Raw genomic sequence first — 20,922 nt, forward strand, 5'->3', positions numbered from 1 at the left:
GCATACCAAGTAGCGGCTCGCATAGGTTGCAGAGCTTGTGCGAGGCCGCCGCTCCCGCTGCGCCACCAGGCGAACAGCTCGGCGGTGCGCCGCCCGACTCGAGAGTTGGACCTACCCGAGGAATACCTGGTCGCCGCGCCAACGTGCCCGCGCTCGCCTACTAGGCCCAAGGCCGCGCAGTTTGGGGTTCTGCCCGGTTGTCAACCGGGCAGGATATGAATGCTGACCTGGGTTTTGTAGATGTTGCGGTCGATGTCGCCCTTGGCGCGGTGTTTGGAGATGGCACGTTTGACGATGCGGGGGCTGGTGCGTGCGCGGCGTGGGGTCAACGGGCTGGTCCGGATTGCGTGGCCGATCGTGCCGATGAGGTCGATCGTGGTGTCGTTGATGATCCCGGCGGCGTGGATCAGTTGGTCGCGTGCGGTGTGCATGGCGACGGTGAAACTTCCGCGGTCCGCGGAAAAATCACCTGTGGCCAGGGCGGTATCGGCGATGACGGTGCGCAGCGCCTGGTAGGTGATGAGCAGGGCGTAGACCTCTTGGCAGACCCCGGCCGGGGTGCGGGCACGGAGTACCCGGCCACCGAGCATGGTCGATTTCAGTTCGAAATAGCTGGTTTCGATCTCCCACCGCTGATGATAAAGAGTCACCAATTCCTGTGCGGGGTAACGCTTCTCGTCGGCCAGGCTGGTGATCAGCCGATACCGCTCGACCCGCCGGGGCCCACCGGCGCAGCAGACGGCGATCTCGGCGTCGATGACCCGCACCGTCGCCGCGCCGGCGCGGGTCAGCCACGACCCGTCGCCCAGCCGCGCGATCGCGGGGACGCGCCGGTTGAGTTTGGCGCGGATCAACAGATCCGCGCCGGTGCCGGTGATCTGCTCGATCAACGCCGTGACGGCGAAGTTCCGGTCGGCCAACAGCAGCATGCCCGGACGCAGACACCCGAAAAGGCGTGGCGCATAGGCTGTTTCGGCGACCCGCAGGGGTCCGAACACGACATCGACGACGGTGCGGGTGCCACAAGCCACCACTGCCAGCAACCGCAGCATCGGGTAACCGGCCTGGGCGTGACCACCGCCGTGACGACCGAACGCGGCCACATTGTCTGGGCTGTCGGGCACGAACACACTGGTGCCGTCGATCGCGCACACCAACAGACCCCGCCACCGCACCGCACCGACGGCAGGCCCGCGGACCAGGTCGAACAACGCTTTCAGGGGTTTGGGCCCGACCCGGCGCAGCGCCTGCGACAACGCCGAGGAACCCGGACACCCCCTCGGACTGCCGGGCAGCCCGGCACACAACCGCGCCCACACCTGCCGATACCCAATCCCGGTGAACAACGCCCCGGCCAGCAGCAAATACACCACCACCCGCGAGGGCAGCAGCCGCACCCGCGACTGCACCGCGCCCGACGCCTCCAGCGCCGCATCGACCAGGTCGAACGACACGATCCGGGTCAGTTCCCCCAGATGACCCGGCGCGAATACACCCGCGGCTACCATGCCGCGTCGGTTGATGACAGACTGATCCGACAGCGGAGCTCCCAGTGAAGAGTTGTCTTGGAGTGACAAACCTCTTCTACCAGGCGCTCCGCTGTCCTACGTCACGGCATACCAAGCCCCACACCATCATTCGATTGACACACCAACTGAACCGCTAACTGCGCGGCCTTGCTACTAGGCCCGCGCAGCGGGGCCGCCCCACCGACGCCCGCTCGCCGACCTGCCGACCGAAGAACCGTCAGTTCGGGCGCCCGACCTCGTAGGTGCCGTCATCCTTGGTGATCTTGACGGTGACCTTCTTCTGCTCGCCACTGACCTTCAGGTCACAGGTGAAGGTCGCGTCGACCTTGACTTGCTGGCCGGAGGGGCAGGAGACATCGGCGACGTCCTGGATTCCGTACGAATCCGAGAGCACCTTCTTCACGCCGTCCTGAACGGCGGCCTGGTCGAGCTCGTCCTTGCTGGTCAGCACGAGCACCAGCACCACGATGGCGCCGATGACGGCGAGCGCGAGCACACCCAGGCCGATGAACAGGCCCTTGCTCTTGCCGCCGCTGCTCGGCTGCGGGGTCTGCTGCTGCCACGGCTGCTGCTGGCCCTGCTGCCAGGGCTGCTGCTGCCCCTGCTGCGCGGACCAGTCCTGCTGGGTCGGCTGCTGCCCCCACTGCGGCTGACTCGGCTGGCTGGGCTGGGGCTGGCCCCACTGTGGCTGGCTGGGCTGGCTCTGCGGATTCGGCTGACCCCACTGCGGCTGGCTGGGCTGGCTCTGCGGATTCGGCTGACCCCACTGCGGCTGCTGCGCGTTCGGATCGCCCCACTGCTGAGTCGGCTGCGCCTGCGGGGTGGCACCCCACTGCTGAGTAGGCCCGGCTGCACCGGGTGCCTGCTGTCCGCCCCACTGCTGGGTGGGATCGTTGCGTCCCTCCCCGGGACCAGGGGCGTCGTTCGGTCCGTACGGGCCGCTCATCTGGTTGCCTCCACTCGCATCGTTATACACACGGTAGCCCCCCGCGTGAGACTCGTCGCACAACAGGACCAATCCCGTATGAGGTGCGATCCTGTCCGACTCCTCCGCCACGGTCGGTACGCGAAAGAAATCAAATCACAATCGAATCGGCTACGCGGCGTCCACGGCTACGACACCCCGTCGGATCGCGCGGACGGCCTTGGCCGCGGTCCCGGCGATCTCCACATCGTCGGCGGTTCCGTGGATCTGATCGAGCAGATCGATCACCTGTCGGCACCACCGCACGAAATCGCCCGCGGACAGCGGCGCGTTCTGATCACCGCTGGCCAGCAACGACTCGGCCAACCCATCGCCGCGCGCCCATTTGTAAACACCTGTCACGAAACCGAGATCCGGCTCACGGGTGGGCGGTAGCTTGTGCCGTGCCTCGTCGGAACGCAACTCGCTCCACACCCCGACGGTCGCACCGACCGCACGGCGAATCGGTTCGGTGGGCCCGCTAGCGCCGAGATAGCCGCCGTCCTGGCGGGATTCGTACACGAGAATGGAAACCACCGCCGCCAATTCGGCCGGACCGAGCCCACGCCACAGTCCCTGCCGCAGACATTCGGCGACCAACAGATCGCTTTCGGCGTAGATCCTGGCGAGCCGCCGTCCGTCGGCGGTCACTTCGCCCGCGTGCACGAACCCGCGTTCCTCGAGCAGGCCCAGGATCCGGTCGAAGGTGCGCGCCAGCGAATTGGTGGTCGCGGCAACCTTCTGGCGCATCGTCTCGGTCTCGCGCAGCAGCCGGTTGTAGCGCTCGCCGACCCGGCTCATCTGCTCGCGATCGGGCCGCGTATGCGCCGGATGCGAACGCAGACTGCGCCGCAAAGTCGACAGCTCGCGGTCCTCGCCCGCCTGCGAACGGTCACCGCGCCGCGGCCGGCCCGGCACCGAGATCCCGGTGCTGCGCAACGCCGATGCCAGATCACGCCGAGTCCGTGCCGTGCGGTGATCGATCTTGCGCGGCAGCCGCATATGCCCCAGCGTCTTCGCGGGCACCGGGAAATCGGCGACCGATACCCGACCCGCCCACTTGTCCTCGGTCAGTACCAGCGGACGCGGATCTCCCGGCGTGGCATCCGGCTCCAGAATGACCGCGAGCCCGGCCCGCCGTCCGGACGGAATGGCCACCACATCACCCCGCCGCAGGGCGACCAGCGCGTCGACCGCGGCCCCGCGCCGATCGGCCCGACCCTGCTGCGCGATCTGACGTTCACGCTGCTTGATCCGCTCGCGCAGGGAAATGTATTCCAGGAAGCCGCCGTCCTCGCCGCCGAGCTGACCTCGCAATTTGCGCAACTGCCCCTCATTGCGCTCGATCCCGCGCACCAGCCCCACCACCGACCGGTCGGCCTGGAACTGCGCGAAAGATCGCTCGAGCAGCGCCCGCGACTCGTCCGCACCCATCCGATCGATCAGATTGATCGACATGTTGTAGCCCGGCCGGAACGAACTGCGCAGCGGATAGGTCCGGGTGGAGGCGAGACCGGCGACCGCACTGGTATCGACCTCGGGCTGCCACAGCACCACCGCATGGCCCTCGACATCGATCCCGCGCCGCCCGGCCCGGCCCGTGAGCTGCGTGTACTCCCCCGGCGTCAGCTCGGCGTGCGACTCGCCGTTGTACTTGACCAGCCGCTCGAGCACCACCGTCCGCGCAGGCATATTGATGCCCAAAGCCAGTGTCTCCGTGGCGAATACGGCCCGCACCAGACCGCGCACGAACAATTCCTCGACGGTATGCCGGAAGGCGGGCAGCATGCCCGCGTGATGCGCGGCCAAGCCGCGATGCAGCGCCTCGCGCCACTCCCAGTAGCCGAGCACCTCCAGATCGCCCTTGGGTAGATCCCCGGTGTGCTTCTCGATGATCGCGTCGATCTCTTCGGTCTCGTCGTCACGGCTGTATTTACCCACCCCGTCGGCTCCGCCGACTGCCGTCCCCCTGAGATCCAGTCGCGAACGCAGGCATTGGGCAAGCGCCCCATCGCATCCGGCCCGGCTGAAGATGAAGGTGATCGCGGGCAGCAGCCCTTCCTCATCGAGCTTGGCCAGCACCTCCGGCCGCGGCAACGGCCGGAAGTTGCGGTTGCCACCGCGGCCGCGCGGTCCACCCCAGCCGTTCATCCGGTCCGCCGCTTCACGGTGGCGGATATAGCGCACCAGATCCTCGTCGACGAGCACCTTCTGCTCGCTGGAGTCGGTATCGAACAGATCGAACATCCGCCGCCCGACCATCACGTGCTGCCACAGCGGCACCGGGCGGGTCTCGTCCACGACCACCGCGGTATCGCCGCGCACGGTTTCCATCCACGCGCCGAATTCCTCGGCATTGCTGACCGTCGCGGACAGGCTCACCAGCCGCACATCCGGCGACAGGTGCAGGATGACCTCCTCCCAGACCGCGCCGCGGAAGCGGTCGGCGAGGTAGTGCACCTCGTCCATCACCACATACGAAAGTCCGCGCAGCGCGTCCGAGGAGGCGTAGAGCATATTGCGCAGCACCTCGGTGGTCATCACGACCACCGGCGCGTCCGGGTTGATCGACTGGTCACCGGTGAGCAGTCCGACTTGGTCGCGCCCGTGGCGCTCGGTCAGGTCGGCGAACTTCTGGTTCGACAGCGCTTTGATCGGTGTGGTGTAGAAACACTTTCCGCCCGCTGCCAACGCGAGGTGCACCGCGAATTCGCCGACGACGGTCTTACCCGCGCCGGTCGGAGCACAGACCAGCACGCTGTGCCCGCCCTCGAGGGCTTTACAGGCATTGCGCTGGAAGGGATCCAACCCGAAAGTCAGCTCGGCGGAGAACTTTGCCAGCTCGCCCGCCTGCGACTGGTGATACGTCACGGTCAGAGGGTATCGGAGTAGTCCGACACGGGGGGATGGTCGCCGGCGGAGCCGGCGGGGTGGGCAGGCATAGCTCGCGCCGATTTCTCCACCGGATCAACGATCGAATCTGCGGGGTTGATCGGCTCGGGGCCGGAGATCGTCGAGGCTTCCTCATCCGAGAGTGCCGCCAATTCCTCGGCCTCCCGACGTGCGCGCCGCTTGTCGTTGATCCGGGAGAACTGGATGGCAACCTCGAACAGCACCGTCAGCGCCAGCGCCAAGGCCAGCATGGAGAACGGGTCCTGCGGGGTCACGATCGCAGCGAAGACGAAGAGCCCGAAGACAATTCCGCGTCGCCACTTGGCGAGCTTGTCGTAGTGCAGCACTCCGACCAGATTCAATCCGACCACCAGCAGCGGGATTTCGAAGCTGACACCGAAGATGACGAGCAGCTGGATGATGAAGCTGAAGTATTGCGTACCGCTCAGCGCGGTGATCTGCGCATTGTTGCCGATATTCAGCAGGAAGCTCAACGCGTGCGCGACAACCCAATACGCGAGTACGGCGCCGGTCACGAACAGCGCGCTACCGGAGGTGACGAAGCCGACCGCGTACTTGCGTTCCTTCGCATACAAACCGGGCGTGATGAAGGCCCAGATCTGATACAGCCATACCGGAGCTGCCAGTACCACGCCGGCCGTCATACCGACCTTCAAGCGCAGCATGAACTGCTCGAAGGGCGCTGTCGCCAGCAGACGGCAGGCGCCGTCGGTGGTGAGCACGGCCCGCGACGAGGCGGGCAGGGAACAGTAGGGTCCGGTCAGCAGCGAACCGAGGCTTTCGATACCGAAGATCGTGTGCGCGTACCAGAAGAAGCCGAACAGCGTGGTGACGACGACCGCGGCGATCGAGACCAGCAGCCGACGGCGCAGCTCTTGCAGATGCTCGACCAACGACATGGTGCCGTCGGGATTCGTCCTGCGCTTACTGCGCCGGGGATCGAACGGGATTCGCATGGTGGTGTGTTGGCCCCTGGGGTCGACGGTGCCCGCAGCGGTCGGCGGGCAACAGCACTAGGACCGGAGCGAGTTCGCTACTCACCCCGGCGGCAAGGCTGGGCTCAGAGCGACTTCGGCTGTGCCTGAGGCTCGGCCTGCGGCTGCGCGACCGTCGGCTGGACCGCCGAGGCCTGCGGCAGTTCGGCGGCCGGTTGCTGCACCGGTGCTGCACTTGTCTGTGCGCTGCTGCTCTCGTTCTGCATCTGGCTGACTTCGCTCTTGAAGATGCGCAGCGAGCGGCCCAGGCTGCGGGCGGCATCGGGCATACGCTTCGCGCCGAAGAACATCACGAAGACCGCGGCGATGATCAGCCAGTGCCAGATGCTCAGACTGCCCATAATTAAACCTCCAAAGAATGTGGTAGCTCCGATGCTACCGGACTATGACATGCGAGAACGCCCGCGTCGGCGCGCGTTCGCTGTGCGTTCAGCCGCACTTGTACGACACGAAGTTCGCGGCCGGCCGGGTTCAAGATCCTCCTGCGGCCGTTCGCAGTTGCTCCAACAGTTCCGGTCCGGTCCAGTCGCGGCGATCGCCGTGTTCGGCGGCCACGATCAGTTCGATGAGACGCTGATTGACCGGTGTCGCCAGCCCCACCATCGCGCCGAGGCTCACGATCTCCCCGCACAACCAGGAGATTTCAGTCTTGCGACCGAGTTCGAGGTCATCGGCCATGGACGAGCGCGCCTGCGGATCGATGGCCAGCACGGTCGCGGCGACCCGGCGGAAGATACCGTCCGGAACGGTCAGCAGCCGGGCCATCCACGCCGGCGGCAGCGGCGTCAGCCGAGCTGGGCGAATGCGCGCTCTGTGCATCGCGGCCAGTGCCTCGCGCTGGGTGAGGGCCAGGCAGCGCCGGAAGTCACGGTCGGACAGTTCCTCGCGCAGCGGCCTGCCGGACAGCGCATTGATCGGGTTGTTGAGGTTCAGCAGCAGCTTCGCCCATTGCACCGGCAGCAGGTCCGGATAGCGCCGCAGTACCAGACCAGCCCGCGCGAATACGTCGGTGAACTGTGCGAGCGCCGGATCGTCCTGCACCGCCAGCCCGCCCTCGGTGCCGCGATGGAAACGGCCGTCGGGATGGTGCACGACGTTGAACATCACCATGCCGGCCAGCACCACGCAGGTCGGCAGGACCTCGCGGATCACCGCGTCGTTGCCGATCCCATTCTGCAGGCTCAGCACCACGGTGCCGGGGCGGATCTTGCCGTCGAGATCGCGCACGGCCGCCGCGGTCGCCGCCGATTTCACGGTGACCAGCACCAGATCGGCGGACCCGACATCCTCCGGTGTGGTCGACACCCGCACCGCATCCCCCGCCACCGCGACGTCACCGCCGTCGAGGTCGGTGAGTCGCAGCCCGGATGCGCGGATCTCGTCCAGCACCCGTTGCCGGCCGACGAATGTGACATCGGCGCCGGCCGCCGCCAGCTTTCCGCCGACAAAGGACCCGATACTTCCGGCTCCCAGGACCAGCACCCGAGCGGGTGCCACCACCTCACTCACGCCGTTCCAGCCTCCGTGCGATTCATCTGGTCTCCAGGAACCCGGCCGCTTCGTAGGCGGCCAGCGCGGCATTCGAGCGTTCGCGCACCGCGGTGATCAATTCGGGTGGGCCGAGCACCGTGACGCCGGAACCGAAGCCGAGTAGCAGCCGCGCCATCCAGTCCATGGTGGCGAAGCGCATGGTCGTCTCGATGCTGCCGTCCGGGTGCACCGCCATCCGATGCATCGGATATTGATCGAGCACCCAACCGTAATCGCCGCGAATGCGCAAGCGCGCCAACGGAACCGCGGGATCGTCCTGGAAGAGGTCGAGCGCGGCGGCCGCCGCGGTCGCATGGCTCGGCGGGCGGGCGGCCTCGTCGAGTTCGGTCGCTGCCTCGATCCGATCGAAGCGGAACAGTCGCACACCCTCGGCCTCGCGGCACCAGGCTTGCAGGTAACTGTTGTTGTCCACCAGCACAATACGAATGGGATCGACGACACGTTCGGATACGACATCGCGACTCGCCGAGTAGTAGACCAGGCGCAGCGCGCGCTGTCGGGCCAGCGCCGAACGCACCGTCGAAACCGCCGGGGCCTCGGTCGGCAGGTGCTCGCGGGCCTCGTCGACGGTCTTGCCGCCGACGATGGCCGATTCCAGTTTGGCGATCGCCGCATGCGCCGCGGTCGGATCGACCATGCCCGGCATATCCACGATCGAGCGCAGCGCCACGAGCAACGCGGTCGCCTCGGTGGAGGTCAGCCGCAGCGGCCGGTCGATACCGGCAGAGAAGGTGACCTCGATGCTCTCCTCGGAGAACGACAGGTCGATCAGATCGCCCGGCCCGTAACCGGGTAGTCCGCACATCCACAGCTGGTTGAGATCGCTCATCAGCTGCTTGGTGGTGACACCGAGATCGGCGGCGGCCTCGGCGGCACTGATCCCCGGATTCGCGATGAAGTACGGAATCATGTTGAGCAGCCGTGAGAGCCGAACCGAAAGTCGACTGCGCTCGGCTGTGCCTGTCGTCCGCTCGGCCGGCCCCCTGGTTCGCTCGCTGCGCTCGCTCATGCCCGCGCCTCGCTAGCGCTCGGCTCCGGCACGAGCGAGTGCTCGGCTGTATCTATTGTTCGCTCGCTGCGCTCGCTCATGCCCGCGCCTCGCTGACGCTCGGCTCCGGCACGAGCGAGTGCTCGGCTGTATCTATTGTTCGCTCGCTCATGCGGTGACCTCCGTGTGGTCGAAGACCGAACGCAATCGCGCCACCACATCCGCGCGTAGTTCCTCCGGTGCGAGCACTACGGCATCTGGACCGAGTCCGGTAATCAAGCGCGCCAACCAATCTCGGGATCGGATGGGCAATTCGACGACCACGCCGTGACGTTCGCCGATGGTGCGCTCTTCCAGCACGGGTCCAAGTCGGCGGATCTCGCGGCCATGGCCATCGGCCACCCACACCGTCGCGGTGCCGGTCACCGGGGCACTGCCGGTGACGGTGCCGACGATCTCACGCAGATCCACACCCTCGGGCTTGCTGACCGCATTCGGCGGCCCGTAGGCGGTCACATCGTCGCCGATGCGCGATAGGCGGAAGCTGCGAACCGCATCCCGGTTCCGATCGTGTCCGACCAGATACCAGCGACCGTTGTGGGTCACCACACCCCACGGCTCCACATCACGCATGACATACGGCTCGTTGATCGCACCCCGATGTTCGAACCGCACCGCCTGACCGACGTCGATCGCGGCCAGCAGCTTGCCGAGCACCGCATCCGAGCCACGGGTGCGCGCGGGGACCGCGGGCACCGAGGCCACCGCGGCATCGGTCTCGACGTGGATCCCGGCCGCACGCAATTTCAGCAGCGCGCCCTCGGCTGCGGCCGCCAGCTCCGGCGACTCCCACATCTGCACCGCGACCGCGACCGCCGCCGCTTCCTCGCTGGTCAGATCGATATCGGGTAGTTCGTAGGCGTCGCGGTTGATCCGATAGCCCTCCACCGTCGAAAATCGGCTGACCTGCCCGACCTCCAAGGGAATCCCCAGGTCACGCAGCTCGTTCTTATCGCGCTCGAACATTCGACTGAACGCCTCGTCGCTGGCCGAATCCTCGTACCCCGCGACGCTGTCCCGAATCCGCTCCGCGGTCAGGAATTGCCGGGTCGACAGCAGCGCGATGACCAGATTCATCAGCCGCTCGACCTTGGATATCGCCACTCGACACAGGGTAATCGGCCGCCCGCCGCGACCGCGCGTCGGCGCGCGATTCACCCCGATCCGGTTCGCGCGCGGCCATCATGGAGTCATGATCATCGCGTTCTCCGTGACACCGCTGGGTGCGGGTGTCGATGTCGGCCGAGCCGTCGCCGAGGCCGTGCGCGTCGTGCGGGCCAGCGGCCTGCCGAACCGCACCGATGCCATGTTCACCACTGTCGAGGGCGAATGGGACGAGGTGATGGCCGTGGTCAAGGAAGCCACGGACGCCATACTCGAGGTCGCACCCCGCTGCAGCCTGGTCCTGAAAGCGGACATCCGACCAGGCGTCACCGACGCGATGACCACGAAGGTCGAGTCCGTCGAGCGCTACCTCACCGACAGCTAGCCGCAAGCCCGCGCCGACTTTGGTCCTCACAGAGCTATCGGACTCCGCACAGAAGTCACAACCTGGGTGCGGCGCTCGATAGGTCTGTTACAGCACGGGCGACCTTGATCGCTGCCGCAACCTGAGGAGGGCTACATCGAGGCGATCAGCCGATCCACTCGTTCGTCGACGGAGCGGAACGGGTCCTTGCACAAGACCGTGCGCTGGGCTTGGTCGTTGAGCTTGAGGTGCACCCAGTCGACAGTGAAGTCACGCCCCGCTTCCTGGGCGGCGGTGATGAAGTCGCCGCGCAGTTTGGCGCGGGTGGTCTGCGGCGGGGTATCCACGGCCGCGTCGACCGCCTCGTCCTCGGTGACGCGCTTGGCCAGACCCTTGCGCTGCAGCAGGTCGAAGACACCGCGGCCGCGCTTGATGTCGTGATAGGCCAGATCGAGCTGGGCGATCTTGGGATCGGACAGCTCCATGCCGTAGCGATCCTGGTAGCGCTGGAAGAGCTTGCGCTTGATCACCCAGTCGACCTCGGTGTCGACCTTGGCGAAGTCCTGCGCCTCGACCGCGTCCAGGGTGCGGCCCCACAGATCGACGACCTGGTCGATATTGGGGTCGCGGTCGCGGTTGCGCAGGTGCTCGACGGCGCGAGCGTAGTACTCGCGCTGGATGTCGAGCGCACTCGCCTGGCGTCCGCCTGCGAGCCGGACCGGACGACGACCGGTCAGGTCGTGGCTGACCTCGCGGATGGCGCGGATCGGGTTGTCCAGGGCGAAATCGCGGAACGAGACGCCCGCCTCGATCATCTCCAACACCAGCGCCGCCGTGCCGACCTTCAGCATGGTGGTGGTCTCGGACATATTCGAGTCGCCGACGATCACATGCAGACGCCGGTACTTCTCCGCATCGGCGTGCGGCTCGTCGCGGGTATTGATGATCGGGCGTGAGCGGGTGGTCGCCGAGGAGACGCCCTCCCAGATGTGCTCGGCACGCTGGGACAGGCAGAACGTGGCCGCCTTCGGCGTCTGCAGCACCTTGCCCGCACCACAGATCAGCTGACGCGTAACCAGGAACGGCAGCAGCACGTCCGAGATCCGGGAGAACTCACCGGCCCGCACGACGAGGAAGTTCTCGTGGCAGCCGTAGGAGTTGCCCGCGGAGTCGGTGTTGTTCTTGAACAGGTAGATGTCGCCGCCGATGCCTTCCTCCGCGAGGCGCTGTTCGGCGTCGATCAGCAACTCCTCCAGCACGCGCTCACCAGCCCGGTCGTGAGTGACCAGCTGCGCCAAGTTGTCGCACTCTGCGGTGGCGTACTCCGGATGCGACCCGACATCGAGGTAGAGCCGAGCACCGTTGCGGAGGAACACGTTAGAGCTACGGCCCCAGGAAACTACCCGGCGGAATAGATACCGGGCCACCTCGTCAGGGCTGAGCCGACGGTGTCCGTGGAAGGTGCACGTCACACCGAATTCGGTCTCGATCCCCATGATTCGTCGCTGCACACTATCGACATTACAGCCATGTCAGGTACTCGCGTGGGGCTGCGGACAACCCCGGTGCATACGTCTTCACAACGATTTCGCACGTGAGCGAAATGTTCGGCGGAAAACTACCGGCCGAAACGAAGGCCCTCCCGAAAAATCGGGAGGGCCTTCGCAGTCGAACGATCGTGGTGGACTACTCCGATTCGGGAGCGTCCTCGGACTTCGCCTCGGCGGGCGCCGCCTCGGCCTTGTTCGCCGACTTGCCGCCGTTCAGCAACTGGTCCAGGGCCACGCCCGCGACCCGGCGGAACGCCCGCCGCGGCCGCGCCTGTTCGAGGGTGGCGACCTCGAGCGAACCCACCCCGAGCACCCGCTTGTCCTTGTCCGCGGCACCCTCGGGCACCCCGGCCTTCAGGGCCTTCACCGCCACGTCGACGGCACCGGCCAGATCGAGTCCGGGCTGGTAGGAGGTCTTCAACGCGGTCATGATGGGCTCGGTCGTGCCGCCCATCACCACATATTCGCGCTCGTCCACGATCGAGCCGTCGAAGGTGATCCGGTACAGCACCGATTCCGGTGACTGCTCCGGGTAGCCGACCTCGGCCACGCAGATCTCCACCTCGTAGGGCTTGAGCTGATCGGTGAAGATGGTGCCCAGGGTCTGCGCGTAGGCATTGGCCAGGCCACGACCGGTGACATCGCGCCGGTCGTACTGGTAGCCCTTCAGGTCGGCCTGCAGGATGCCGCCGCGGCGCAGTGCCTCGAATTCGTTGTACTTGCCGACGGCCGCGAACCCGACACGGTCGTACAGCTCGCTCACCTTGTGCAATGTCGCGGAGGGATTCTCCGCGACGAACAGCACACCCTTGTCGTAGGTCAGCACGATCACGCTGCGACCGCGAGCGATGCCCTTGCGCGCGAGCTCGGTCTTGTCGCGCATGATCTGTTCGGCCGACGCGTAATACGGCAGTGTCATGCTGAGGCACTCCCCTCTTCCGCGGCCTCGCGATCGGCGACGATCGCCCGCGTGATCTCCTCCAACCGCGATTCGGTCACCTCGTCGGCGCCCTCGTCGTTGATGACGATCGCCGTCGGGTAGATGCCGCGCACCAGATCCGGTCCGCCGGTGGCGGTGTCGTCGTCGGCCGCGTCGAAGAGCGATTCGACGGCGATCCGCAATGCGCGATCCTCATCGATTCCCTTGGCGTACAGCTTTTTCAACGACGATTTCGCGAACATCGAACCCGAACCGACCGCGGTGTAACCGAACCGCTCCTCACTGCGCCCGCCGACCACATCGTAGGACACGATGCGACCGGCCTTGTCCGGATCGGTGGCGTGCTGGTCGTAGCCGACCAGCACCGGAACCACCGCCAGACCCTGCAGCGCGGCAGGGAGGTTGTCGCGCACCATCTTCGACAGCTTGTTGGCCTTGCCGTCGAAGGTCAGCGAGACACCCTCGATCTTCTCGTAGTACTCCAGCTCGACGGCGAACAATCGCACCATCTCGATGGCCATGCCCGCGGTGCCCGCGATACCGGCCGCCGAATAGGTGTCGGTGATGTACACCTTCTCGATATCCCTGCTGGCCAACAGGTTTCCCTGGGTGGCCCGGCGGTCACCGGCGATCAGCACGCCACCGCGGAACGAGACCGCCACAATGGTGGTTCCGTGCGGAGCCAGGTCCTTCGCGGCGGTGCCACCGGAGATTCCGGTGGCACCTTCGATCGCGCCGAATCGGTTGCCAGGCAACAGTTCCGGTGCATGCATGCGCAGGTGCTCGGTGAATGACGAGAGGGCGTGCCCCGGGTGGAGACGCAAGGGGTCACCTGCTGTCACTGGCCGCCCTTCTGCACATACGCGCGAACGAAGTCTTCCGCGTTCTCCTCGAGCACATCATCGATCTCGTCGAGCAGGTCGTCGGTGTCCTCCGCCAGTTTTTCGCGGCGCTCCTGACCGGCGGCGTCAACGCCCTCCGGGCCCTCGTCCTCGTCGCCGCCCCCGGCGCGCTTGGTCTGCTCTTGTGCCATGGCAGCCGACCTCCTCTGTCCTCATCATGACCAGGGCTCCATTCTGAGCACGACCCTGATCATGAGCAATGTCCGTGCCCGTACATCAACACTACCCAGCCGCCCTGACAACGTGCTGAGTTATTGGCCGCGCGGGCGCGGCGTGTTCGCGACTGTGTTCGATTCGCAGCGCCCGCGGCGCTGCGTGTTCGCGGCCCCCTGATGTCTCGCGTCCGAGCCGTCGCGGCTCGGACGCGAGACGGGCCCCGAACGTCGCTCGTAAGACTCGCTCCGTCGTCATTGTGATCGCGATAATCGTTGCTACCTGGGCTTATTCGCGCGACTTTGCTACGTGGTCAGCTGTTCGACCAACTCGGCGGCGGTATGCACACCGTCGAGCAGCTTGCCGACGTGGGCCCGGGTGCCGCGGCGCGGTTCCAGGGTCGGGATGCGCACGAGCGAGTCGCCGCCCAGGTCGAAGATCACAGAATCCCAGCTGGCCGCTGCGATATCGGCACCGAATCGACGCAGACATTCGCCGCGGAAGTAGGCGCGGGTGTCGGTCGGCGGGTTGGTCATCGCTTCGAGCACCTGCTGCTCGTTGACCAGGCGTTTCATCGAGCCGCGCGCGACCAGGCGGTTGTAGAGACCCTTGTCCAGACGGACGTCGGAGTACTGCAGGTCCATCAGGTGCAGTTTGGGCGCGGCCCAGCTCAGGCCCTCGCGCTTGCGCATTCCCTCGAGTAGGCGCAGCTTGGCGGGCCAGTCGAGCAGATCGGCGCATTCCATCGGGTCGCGCTCCAGCAGATCCAGCACGTTGGCCCAGTTCTCCAGGATGTCCTTGACGCGCTCGTCGTCGTTTCCGCTGCGGGCCACGAACTTCTCCACCCGGTCGAGGTAGATGCGCTGCAGCGCGAGCCCGGTGAGTTCACGGCCATCGGTGAGCGCCACTGTGGCACGCAGGGTCGGGTCATGGCTGATCTGGTGGACGGCGGTGACCGGGCGGGCCAGCTGCAGATCCGAAAGATCTTCGCCGGCCTCGATCAGATCCAGCACCAGCGCGGTGGTGCCGACCTTGAGGTAGGTGGACATTTCGGCGAGGTTGGCATCGCCGATGATGACGTGCAGGCGGCGGTATTTGTCCGCATCGGCGTGCGGTTCGTCGCGGGTGTTGATGATGCCGCGCTTGAGCGTGGTCTCCAGGCCGACCTCGACCTCGATGTAATCGGCGCGCTGGGACAGCTGGAATCCGGCGTGATCACCGGACTGTCCGATGCCGACCCGGCCGGAACCACAGATCACCTGGCGTGAGACGAAGAACGGGGTGAGCCCGACGATGATCTGGTTGAACGGGGTGTCGCGGCTCATCAGGTAGTTCTCGTGGGTGCCGTACGAGGCGCCCTTGCCGTCGACATTGTTCTTGTACAGCTGCAGTCGCGGCGCACCCGGCACGCTCGACGCGTGCCGCGCGGCCGCCTCCATGACCCGTTCGCCGGCTTTGTCCCAGATGACCGCATCCAGCGGATCGGTGACCTCGGGTGCGGAGTACTCCGGATGGGCGTGGTCGACGTAGAGCCGGGCGCCGTTGGTGAGGATCATATTGGCCGCGCCGACCTCGTCGGCGTCGATCACGGGGGCCGGACCGTTCATCCGGCTCAGGTCGAAGCCGCGGGCGTCGCGCAGCGGCGATTCCACCTCGTAATCCCAGCGCGTGCGCTTCGCGCGCGGTACCCCCTCCGCGGCGGCATACGCGAGAACCGCTTGGGTGGAGGTGAGAATCGGGTTGGCCGACGGCTCGGTGGGTGTGGAGATGCCGTATTCGACCTCGATACCGATGATGCGCTGCATACCGTCGAGCCTAGGCGACGCGTGCCCGCCGCCGGTCGCGACCGGCGGCATCGGCGATCTCGGGTGACCTCGATGTCATACCGATGGTGGTACTTCCGGAGGATATGGCCAGGCCGCGGCGGCCAGGATATTCGGAATATGACCGATTCGATCGCCGAAATCACGGGGCGCCACCGCAAGTCGGATGAACCGAGCCTCACCCAGCCGAAGAATCCCACGCGGTTGGTCGCCTTGGACGTATTGCGCGGCATCGCGATCCTCGGCACGCTCGGCACCAATATCTGGATCCTCACCCATCCCGAGGGCATCGTCGGATATATCGACGAATTGGGCAGCCCGGCGACCGGCTGGATGTGGTCGGAGCGAGTGCTGCAGCAGCTCGCGCAGGGCAAGTTCCTCGGGCTGCTGACCATCATGTTCGGCATCGGCTTGGCCATCCAGCAGGGCTCGGCGGTGCGGGCCGGTCGGCGGTGGCCGGGCAGCTATCCGTGGCGCGCCGGGCTGCTGTTCCTCGACGGTGTGCTGAACTTCGTGTTCGTCGCGGAATTCGATGTGCTGATGGGTTATGCCGTCACCGGATTGGTCATCGCCTTCATTCTCGCGACAAGTGAACGCGCGCAACGTCGCTGGCTGACCATCGCGGCCGGATTCCATATCGCCGTGCTGACCCTCATCGGCATCGCGATGGCCTTTGCGAACCAACAGGATTCGACGCCGCGCGCGCCGTTGGATCCGAATCCCTATGCGGACGGGTCGTTCTGGGATCTGGTGCTGTTCCGACTGGAGAACGCGGGCATGTTCCGGTTCGAGCCGATCTTCGTCTTCCCGATGTCGATCGCGCTGTTCCTCGCGGGTGCGCAGTTGTTCCGGGCGGGAGTGTTCCGACCGGAGGGTGCGCGGTTACGTAGGCGGCTCATGATCATCGGATTCGCTGTTGCCGCGCCGATCGATCTGGCGGTCGGTGTGCTCGGCGGCGATCTGGTCTTGCTGACCAGGTACGGCACCGCCCCGTTCGTCGCCTTGGGGCTGCTCGCGCTGGTCGCGGAGTTCTACCTGCGTCGTGCGCGGGTCGGATTCGTCGGCAGGCGGCTCACCGAAGTCGGGCGGATGGCGCTGAGCTGCTATATCCTGCAGAATCTGGTCGCTTCGGCGCTGTGCTACGGGTGGGGGTTGGGCCTTGCCGCGCGCGTCTCCCCTGACGCCCGCGTACCGTTCACCGTGGGCATCTACCTGCTGGTCGCGCTGATCATCGTGACTCTCGCGCACCTGTGGATGCGCCGGTTCGAGCGTGGCCCGGTCGAGTCGGTGTGGAATCTCAGCTACCGCGCGCTGGCCGGTGAACACTGAGCCACCGCCCGTCTACGGACATCGCCGCAGTTCAACACCCGAAACCGGTGCGAATGCGACCGGGTGCGGCCGAGGAGAACACGAGTAGCGGACTACTCGTGTGCTTTCCGCGTCGGTGCCGGATGCTGACGCGACGTCACCGAACTGCGTCGACGTATCGATTTCAGATGCACAGGAGGTGCGTGGTGTCGGAACCGGCCCGAGCAATGAGTAAGGACCACGCTTTCGCCGAACTCGAACGTCTCGCGAACGATGACCTGATCCGCTTCGACGGGCCGGCGTCCCCGGCTCTGGTCGGATTCGCAGGTTTCGACCCACAGTCCGGCCGGCCGCTACCGGGCAGTCTCGCCGGGGTGGTCATCCGCCACAGCAGCACCCCGGTGGCACCGCAACACCTCGATTCGCGAAATGCGTTGGCGCTGGTGCGATTCTGCCGATTCCTCTCCGCAAATTTCGGCGTTACCGAGTTGCACACCCTCGGAGTAGATGGCCGCCGAACCCATTCCGACGACTGCCACGGCCAGGGCCGCGCCTTCGATTTCGCCGGTGTCACCATGCCGGTCGGGGACGTATCGCGCAGGATCACCGTGGCAGCGCATTGGGGCACCGTCGAGACCGCCGTGACACCCGGCGGAACATGGCCGCGCGGCACCGGATCCCGGGTGCGCTACCGACTCGACGAACCCGATGCGAGTCCGCTCGGCGATCCGGACGGCGATCTGTTCGTCGCCGACTTCTTCCGCAGCGTCTACGATTTCGCGGCGGGTGAATGGCAGGACTGCTCGGACAGTCCCGATCCCGCGACTGCCATCTCCGGCATCGGCGATCCGAGTTTCATCCTGCATCCCGACCATCCGGATGACCATCCGCTCCCGGCCACATCCGGTCGCGCGGCTCATATCGATCACATCCACTTCCAGATCGGCAAGTCCGGGACCGAGTAGGTGGACTAGCGTCGTCGGTGTGACGCTCGCCGACCGATATCCGTTGCTGCACACGCCAACCCGCTGGGAATGGGGCGGTCTGGATGTGCGGTTCTCCACCGAGTTACCACCCGACGAACTGGTCACCAATATCCACGTCGTCTGCTTCGTCGGCGCCGATATCGTGTTGTGTCGCGACGATCGTGATATCTGGATCGTGCCCGGCGGCACCAGGGAGTCGGGTGAAACTGTCGACGCCTGCGTGCGACGCGAACTCATGGAGGAGGCCGGTGCGCGCCCGGTCGGATCGGTGCGGCCGTTCGGCGCTCACCACACGACCACCGATCGCCCTGCACCGCACTATCCTTGGCAGCCGCACCCGCACAAGGCGTGGCTGTGGTGCACGGCGGATGTGGCGCTCGAATCCGCACCGACCAATCCCGAGGATGCGGAAAATATTCTCGAGGTCCGCGCCTTCGCACCCGATGACGCAATGCGCCTGTCGCGCACCGACGGCGACTACCTGGCCGAATTACTCGCCCTCGCAATCGAATTCCACCGGGGCTGATCAGCGCAGGGGTGTACGGAATCCGGCGAGCAGTCGCGCGATATCGATCGGCGCCTGCTCCGGTCGCAGCGGTGCGTGTTCGACGAGCAGGCGGTACCAGAACGGTCCGAAGATCAGATCGGTCGCGTACTCGATATCCAGGTCGGCGGCGAGTTCACCGCGCGCCACACCGCGGGACACTATGCGCGCCACCACATCTCGCCGAGTCTGCACCCAGTCCCGGAACGGTCCGGCGAAGTCCGGGTCCAGCTGAGCCTCAGCCATCAACCCGCGTAATGCCTTGATCCGCAACGGATATTCGACCACACCGTAGAGCGCCTCGAGGAAGACGGTCAGGTCCTGTTCGGCCGATCCGGAATCCGGATCCGGCATGCGCTGGGTGACCACCATGCCTTGAGCGTCCATGACCAGGACCGCCTTCGATTTCCACCAGCGATAGATCGTGCTCTTGGCCACGCGCGAGCGCGCCGCGACGCCTTCGATCGTCACCTTGCCGAAGCCCTGCTCCTCCAGCAGTTCGGCCGTCGCACGCAGTACCGCATCGCGTGCGGCTGCGCTGCGGGTTCGACCGCCGGACCGCGGTGTCGCGGCACTTCCCGTCGCCATGGCGGTCAGTGTATTCGTCTGCTATCGTTTTACGAAACGCTACGGAGCGTTTCGATTTAGGAGATGAGTGACAGTGAGTGCGATCGTGGTGAACCACGGCCTCGGATCCCGGGCAGACAGCGTCTGGTTTCCCTACTTCACGGCGGAGCTGACCGCGCTCGGTCATTCCGTGACGATCCCGAACCTGCCCGATCCAGACGCACCCCGGCTGGACCCGTGGCGCAAAGCCTTCGCCGAAGCGGTGGCCGCGGCGGGCCCCGCAGGCGATACCGTTCTGGTCGGCCACAGCATCGGCGGGGTCAATGTGCTGCGCGTGCTCGAGCAGCACGATGTCGCCGCGGCCGGGCAATTCGCCGGAGTGCTACTGGTGTCCACCGCAGCACATGAGGTCGGCTATGATCTGTTGGCCGAATTCTTCGCCGAACCGTTCGACTGGGCACGAATTCGTGGCGCGGCACGCGAGTTCCGGGTGCTGGCGGCCGCCGACGATCCGGTCAACGTGCCCGATCCGGTCGAACACGTCGGACTGCTGGTGCGCGGCCTGGAGGCCACCGCCGTGCTCACCGCGACCGGGAGCCATCTGGGCGACTTCCCGGACGATCACATCGAACTGCCCGAGGCCGTTCGGTTGGTCGATGAAATCCAGGCGGCCGCACGGTGACTCGGCAGCAGACAGGCGAAAGCCGCATACCGGCCACGCGACCCACGGGTCCGGTCAAATGGAAACTGTGGCTGTTGACGGTCATCGGCATCTATCCGCTGCTCACAGTTCTGGTGACGATCTCAGGGCCGCTGCTCGAACCGCTGGCCCCGCCGCTGCGGCTTGCGGTTATCGTGCCGATCGCCGTGGCGGCGATGGTGTGGGTGGTCATGCCATTGCTCACCCGCCGATGTGCGGAGTGGCTGATGCGGTGACGGATTCTATTGGGACCGTACGGGTTCCGCGCGGCTCAGCAGATCTTTGACGACAGTGTCGCGTTCCAGCGGAACTCCGAGACTGCGCGCATTGCCCTCGAACAGCGCGAGCACGGATTCGGTGAGGATGCCTTCGACTTGATCGCAGGACAGTGTGGTCCCGGCATCGGAGCGCCAGTTGTTCACGAAACCGTCGACGAAGCCGATGATGCCGAAGGCCATCGGGCGGGCGCGATTCGGATCGATTCCGAAGCGCGCCAACGATATTGCGAACATATCGGCGAGCCGACCGCCGATGCGATCGCGCGCACCGGCCAGCGCCTGTGACGAATCCCCAAGCGGTGCGGGATCGCCCAGGAATCGGTGCAGATTCGGATGACGCTCGACCCAACCGATGTAGGTACCGATCGCAGCCCGCACGGCATCGCGCAGGGTGCCGTCGGGCTGCAGGGTCGGCATCAGTGCGGTCAGCAGTGAATTCAGGATCTCCCGGCGAATCTGCTCATCGAGATCGGCGCGCCCGTCGAAATGCCGGTACACCACCGGACGCGGCAGCTGCAGCCGGTCCGCGATCGCCTGTACCGACACCTCGACACCCTGCTCTTCGATCACCGTGATCGCCGCATCGATGACGTCTGCGCGACGGCGAACCTTGTGGCCGTGCCATCGGGTGCTGCGACCGTCCGACGCGGCGGGATCGCGCTTTCTCGCGGTACTGCTCACCAGCTCACGATACCCGGAACAG

Annotated in this window: 21 protein-coding genes; 6 read left to right on the forward strand and 15 right to left on the reverse strand. The window is 66.1% G+C overall.

Annotated features, from left to right (window positions below; translation table 11 throughout):
• Window positions 1-200 precede the first annotated feature (200 nt).
• The 8 genes from ACQPYR_RS24525 to ACQPYR_RS24560 all read right to left on the reverse strand — a co-directional run bounded on the left by ACQPYR_RS24525 (window position 201) and on the right by ACQPYR_RS24560 (window position 10,104).
• Window positions 201-1,508, reverse strand: coding sequence for an IS4 family transposase (locus ACQPYR_RS24525; RefSeq protein ID WP_433621300.1), 1,308 nt, complete (start codon window positions 1,506-1,508; stop codon window positions 201-203).
• 238 nt (window positions 1,509-1,746) lie between these two features.
• On the reverse strand, window positions 1,747-2,475 hold the full coding sequence (locus ACQPYR_RS24530) for a DUF4333 domain-containing protein (RefSeq protein WP_433621301.1): 729 nt from the start codon (window positions 2,473-2,475) through the stop codon (window positions 1,747-1,749).
• Between the two features lie 150 nt (window positions 2,476-2,625).
• Complete coding sequence (locus ACQPYR_RS24535; protein WP_433635231.1) at window positions 2,626-5,370, reverse strand: DEAD/DEAH box helicase; 2,745 nt, start codon at window positions 5,368-5,370, stop codon at window positions 2,626-2,628.
• Window positions 5,367-6,362 carry a twin-arginine translocase subunit TatC gene (tatC, locus tag ACQPYR_RS24540; RefSeq protein ID WP_433621302.1) on the reverse strand — a complete coding sequence of 332 codons (996 nt, stop codon included), beginning with the start codon at window positions 6,360-6,362 and terminating at the stop codon, window positions 5,367-5,369. The genes ACQPYR_RS24535 and tatC overlap by 4 nt, the downstream gene beginning before the upstream one ends.
• A gap of 104 nt (window positions 6,363-6,466) precedes the next feature.
• Window positions 6,467-6,742 carry a Sec-independent protein translocase subunit TatA gene (tatA, locus tag ACQPYR_RS24545; RefSeq protein ID WP_433621303.1) on the reverse strand — a complete coding sequence of 92 codons (276 nt, stop codon included), beginning with the start codon at window positions 6,740-6,742 and terminating at the stop codon, window positions 6,467-6,469.
• Between the two features lie 130 nt (window positions 6,743-6,872).
• Window positions 6,873-7,910 (reverse strand): 2-dehydropantoate 2-reductase, encoded by a 1,038-nt coding sequence (locus tag ACQPYR_RS24550; protein WP_433621304.1) that lies wholly within the window; start codon window positions 7,908-7,910, stop codon window positions 6,873-6,875.
• A gap of 22 nt (window positions 7,911-7,932) precedes the next feature.
• Window positions 7,933-8,862, reverse strand: coding sequence for a helix-turn-helix transcriptional regulator (locus tag ACQPYR_RS24555; RefSeq protein ID WP_433635232.1), 930 nt, complete (start codon window positions 8,860-8,862; stop codon window positions 7,933-7,935).
• 246 nt (window positions 8,863-9,108) lie between these two features.
• On the reverse strand, window positions 9,109-10,104 hold the full coding sequence (locus tag ACQPYR_RS24560) for a helix-turn-helix transcriptional regulator (RefSeq protein ID WP_433621305.1): 996 nt from the start codon (window positions 10,102-10,104) through the stop codon (window positions 9,109-9,111).
• A gap of 88 nt (window positions 10,105-10,192) precedes the next feature.
• Between ACQPYR_RS24560 and ACQPYR_RS24565 the strand changes: the two genes are divergently transcribed.
• Window positions 10,193-10,489: an MTH1187 family thiamine-binding protein gene (locus ACQPYR_RS24565; protein ID WP_433621306.1), complete on the forward strand. Its 297-nt coding sequence runs from the start codon at window positions 10,193-10,195 to the stop codon at window positions 10,487-10,489.
• Between the two features lie 131 nt (window positions 10,490-10,620).
• Here the strand turns inward: ACQPYR_RS24565 and pafA are convergent, their stop codons facing one another.
• From pafA to dop, 5 genes are all read right to left on the reverse strand, one after another.
• Window positions 10,621-11,979, reverse strand: coding sequence for a Pup--protein ligase (gene pafA / locus ACQPYR_RS24570; RefSeq protein WP_218007602.1), 1,359 nt, complete (start codon window positions 11,977-11,979; stop codon window positions 10,621-10,623).
• Window positions 11,980-12,154: 175 nt separating this feature from the next.
• The gene (gene prcA, locus ACQPYR_RS24575) at window positions 12,155-12,937 is read right to left on the reverse strand and encodes a proteasome subunit alpha (RefSeq protein WP_433621307.1); all 783 of its coding nucleotides are present in this window, start codon (window positions 12,935-12,937) and stop codon (window positions 12,155-12,157) included.
• A complete protein-coding gene (gene prcB, locus ACQPYR_RS24580; RefSeq protein WP_433621308.1) occupies window positions 12,934-13,800 on the reverse strand; it encodes a proteasome subunit beta in 867 nt (288 codons plus the stop codon). The genes prcA and prcB overlap by 4 nt, the downstream gene beginning before the upstream one ends.
• On the reverse strand, window positions 13,797-13,991 hold the full coding sequence (locus tag ACQPYR_RS24585; RefSeq protein ID WP_014351559.1) for a ubiquitin-like protein Pup: 195 nt from the start codon (window positions 13,989-13,991) through the stop codon (window positions 13,797-13,799). Before ACQPYR_RS24585 ends, prcB begins: the two co-directional genes overlap by 4 nt.
• Before the next feature lie 327 nt (window positions 13,992-14,318).
• Window positions 14,319-15,818, reverse strand: coding sequence for a depupylase/deamidase Dop (gene dop / locus ACQPYR_RS24590; RefSeq protein WP_433621309.1), 1,500 nt, complete (start codon window positions 15,816-15,818; stop codon window positions 14,319-14,321).
• Window positions 15,819-15,956: 138 nt separating this feature from the next.
• On the opposite strand from dop, the gene ACQPYR_RS24595 reads away from it, so the two are divergent.
• The 3 genes from ACQPYR_RS24595 (at window position 15,957) to ACQPYR_RS24605 (ending at window position 18,656) form a co-directional block, all read left to right on the forward strand.
• Entirely contained in the window at window positions 15,957-17,165 is a 1,209-nt protein-coding gene (locus ACQPYR_RS24595; protein ID WP_433621310.1) for a DUF418 domain-containing protein, read from the forward strand.
• A gap of 185 nt (window positions 17,166-17,350) precedes the next feature.
• On the forward strand, window positions 17,351-18,109 hold the full coding sequence (locus ACQPYR_RS24600; protein WP_433621311.1) for a hypothetical protein: 759 nt from the start codon (window positions 17,351-17,353) through the stop codon (window positions 18,107-18,109).
• A 19-nt stretch (window positions 18,110-18,128) separates the two neighbouring features.
• On the forward strand, window positions 18,129-18,656 hold the full coding sequence (locus ACQPYR_RS24605; RefSeq protein ID WP_433621312.1) for an NUDIX hydrolase: 528 nt from the start codon (window positions 18,129-18,131) through the stop codon (window positions 18,654-18,656).
• Here ACQPYR_RS24605 and ACQPYR_RS24610 read toward each other — a convergent pair whose 3' ends face one another.
• Window positions 18,657-19,262, reverse strand: a complete 606-nt coding sequence (locus tag ACQPYR_RS24610; RefSeq protein WP_433621313.1) for a TetR/AcrR family transcriptional regulator — start codon at window positions 19,260-19,262, stop codon at window positions 18,657-18,659.
• Between the two features lie 67 nt (window positions 19,263-19,329).
• On the opposite strand from ACQPYR_RS24610, the gene ACQPYR_RS24615 reads away from it, so the two are divergent.
• Entirely contained in the window at window positions 19,330-19,923 is a 594-nt protein-coding gene (locus tag ACQPYR_RS24615) for an alpha/beta fold hydrolase (protein WP_433621314.1), read from the forward strand.
• 74 nt (window positions 19,924-19,997) lie between these two features.
• Window positions 19,998-20,177 carry a hypothetical protein gene (locus ACQPYR_RS24620; protein ID WP_433621315.1) on the forward strand — a complete coding sequence of 60 codons (180 nt, stop codon included), beginning with the start codon at window positions 19,998-20,000 and terminating at the stop codon, window positions 20,175-20,177.
• Window positions 20,178-20,183: 6 nt separating this feature from the next.
• Here ACQPYR_RS24620 and ACQPYR_RS24625 read toward each other — a convergent pair whose 3' ends face one another.
• Window positions 20,184-20,900 carry a TetR/AcrR family transcriptional regulator gene (locus ACQPYR_RS24625; RefSeq protein ID WP_433621316.1) on the reverse strand — a complete coding sequence of 239 codons (717 nt, stop codon included), beginning with the start codon at window positions 20,898-20,900 and terminating at the stop codon, window positions 20,184-20,186.
• Window positions 20,901-20,922 lie beyond the last annotated feature (22 nt).

The organism is Nocardia sp. CA-120079 (assembly GCF_050955745.1).
Lineage (GTDB): Bacteria > Actinomycetota > Actinomycetes > Mycobacteriales > Mycobacteriaceae > Nocardia.

Excerpts from the sequence above, each read along its gene's own strand:
- ACQPYR_RS24525 (WP_433621300.1), bottom strand. The coding sequence starts at position 1,508 with ATGGTAGCCGCGGGTGTATTCGCGCCGGGTCATCTGGGGGAACTGACC.
- ACQPYR_RS24530 (WP_433621301.1), bottom strand. The coding sequence starts at position 2,475 with ATGAGCGGCCCGTACGGACCGAACGACGCCCCTGGTCCCGGGGAGGGA.
- tatC (WP_433621302.1), bottom strand. The coding sequence starts at position 6,362 with ATGCGAATCCCGTTCGATCCCCGGCGCAGTAAGCGCAGGACGAATCCC.
- tatA (WP_433621303.1), bottom strand. The coding sequence starts at position 6,742 with ATGGGCAGTCTGAGCATCTGGCACTGGCTGATCATCGCCGCGGTCTTC.
- ACQPYR_RS24555 (WP_433635232.1), bottom strand. The coding sequence starts at position 8,862 with ATGATTCCGTACTTCATCGCGAATCCGGGGATCAGTGCCGCCGAGGCC.
- ACQPYR_RS24565 (WP_433621306.1), top strand. The coding sequence starts at position 10,193 with ATGATCATCGCGTTCTCCGTGACACCGCTGGGTGCGGGTGTCGATGTC.
- prcA (WP_433621307.1), bottom strand. The coding sequence starts at position 12,937 with ATGACACTGCCGTATTACGCGTCGGCCGAACAGATCATGCGCGACAAG.
- ACQPYR_RS24585 (WP_014351559.1), bottom strand. The coding sequence starts at position 13,991 with ATGGCACAAGAGCAGACCAAGCGCGCCGGGGGCGGCGACGAGGACGAG.
- dop (WP_433621309.1), bottom strand. The coding sequence starts at position 15,818 with ATGCAGCGCATCATCGGTATCGAGGTCGAATACGGCATCTCCACACCC.
- ACQPYR_RS24595 (WP_433621310.1), top strand. The coding sequence starts at position 15,957 with ATGACCGATTCGATCGCCGAAATCACGGGGCGCCACCGCAAGTCGGAT.
- ACQPYR_RS24610 (WP_433621313.1), bottom strand. The coding sequence starts at position 19,262 with ATGGCGACGGGAAGTGCCGCGACACCGCGGTCCGGCGGTCGAACCCGC.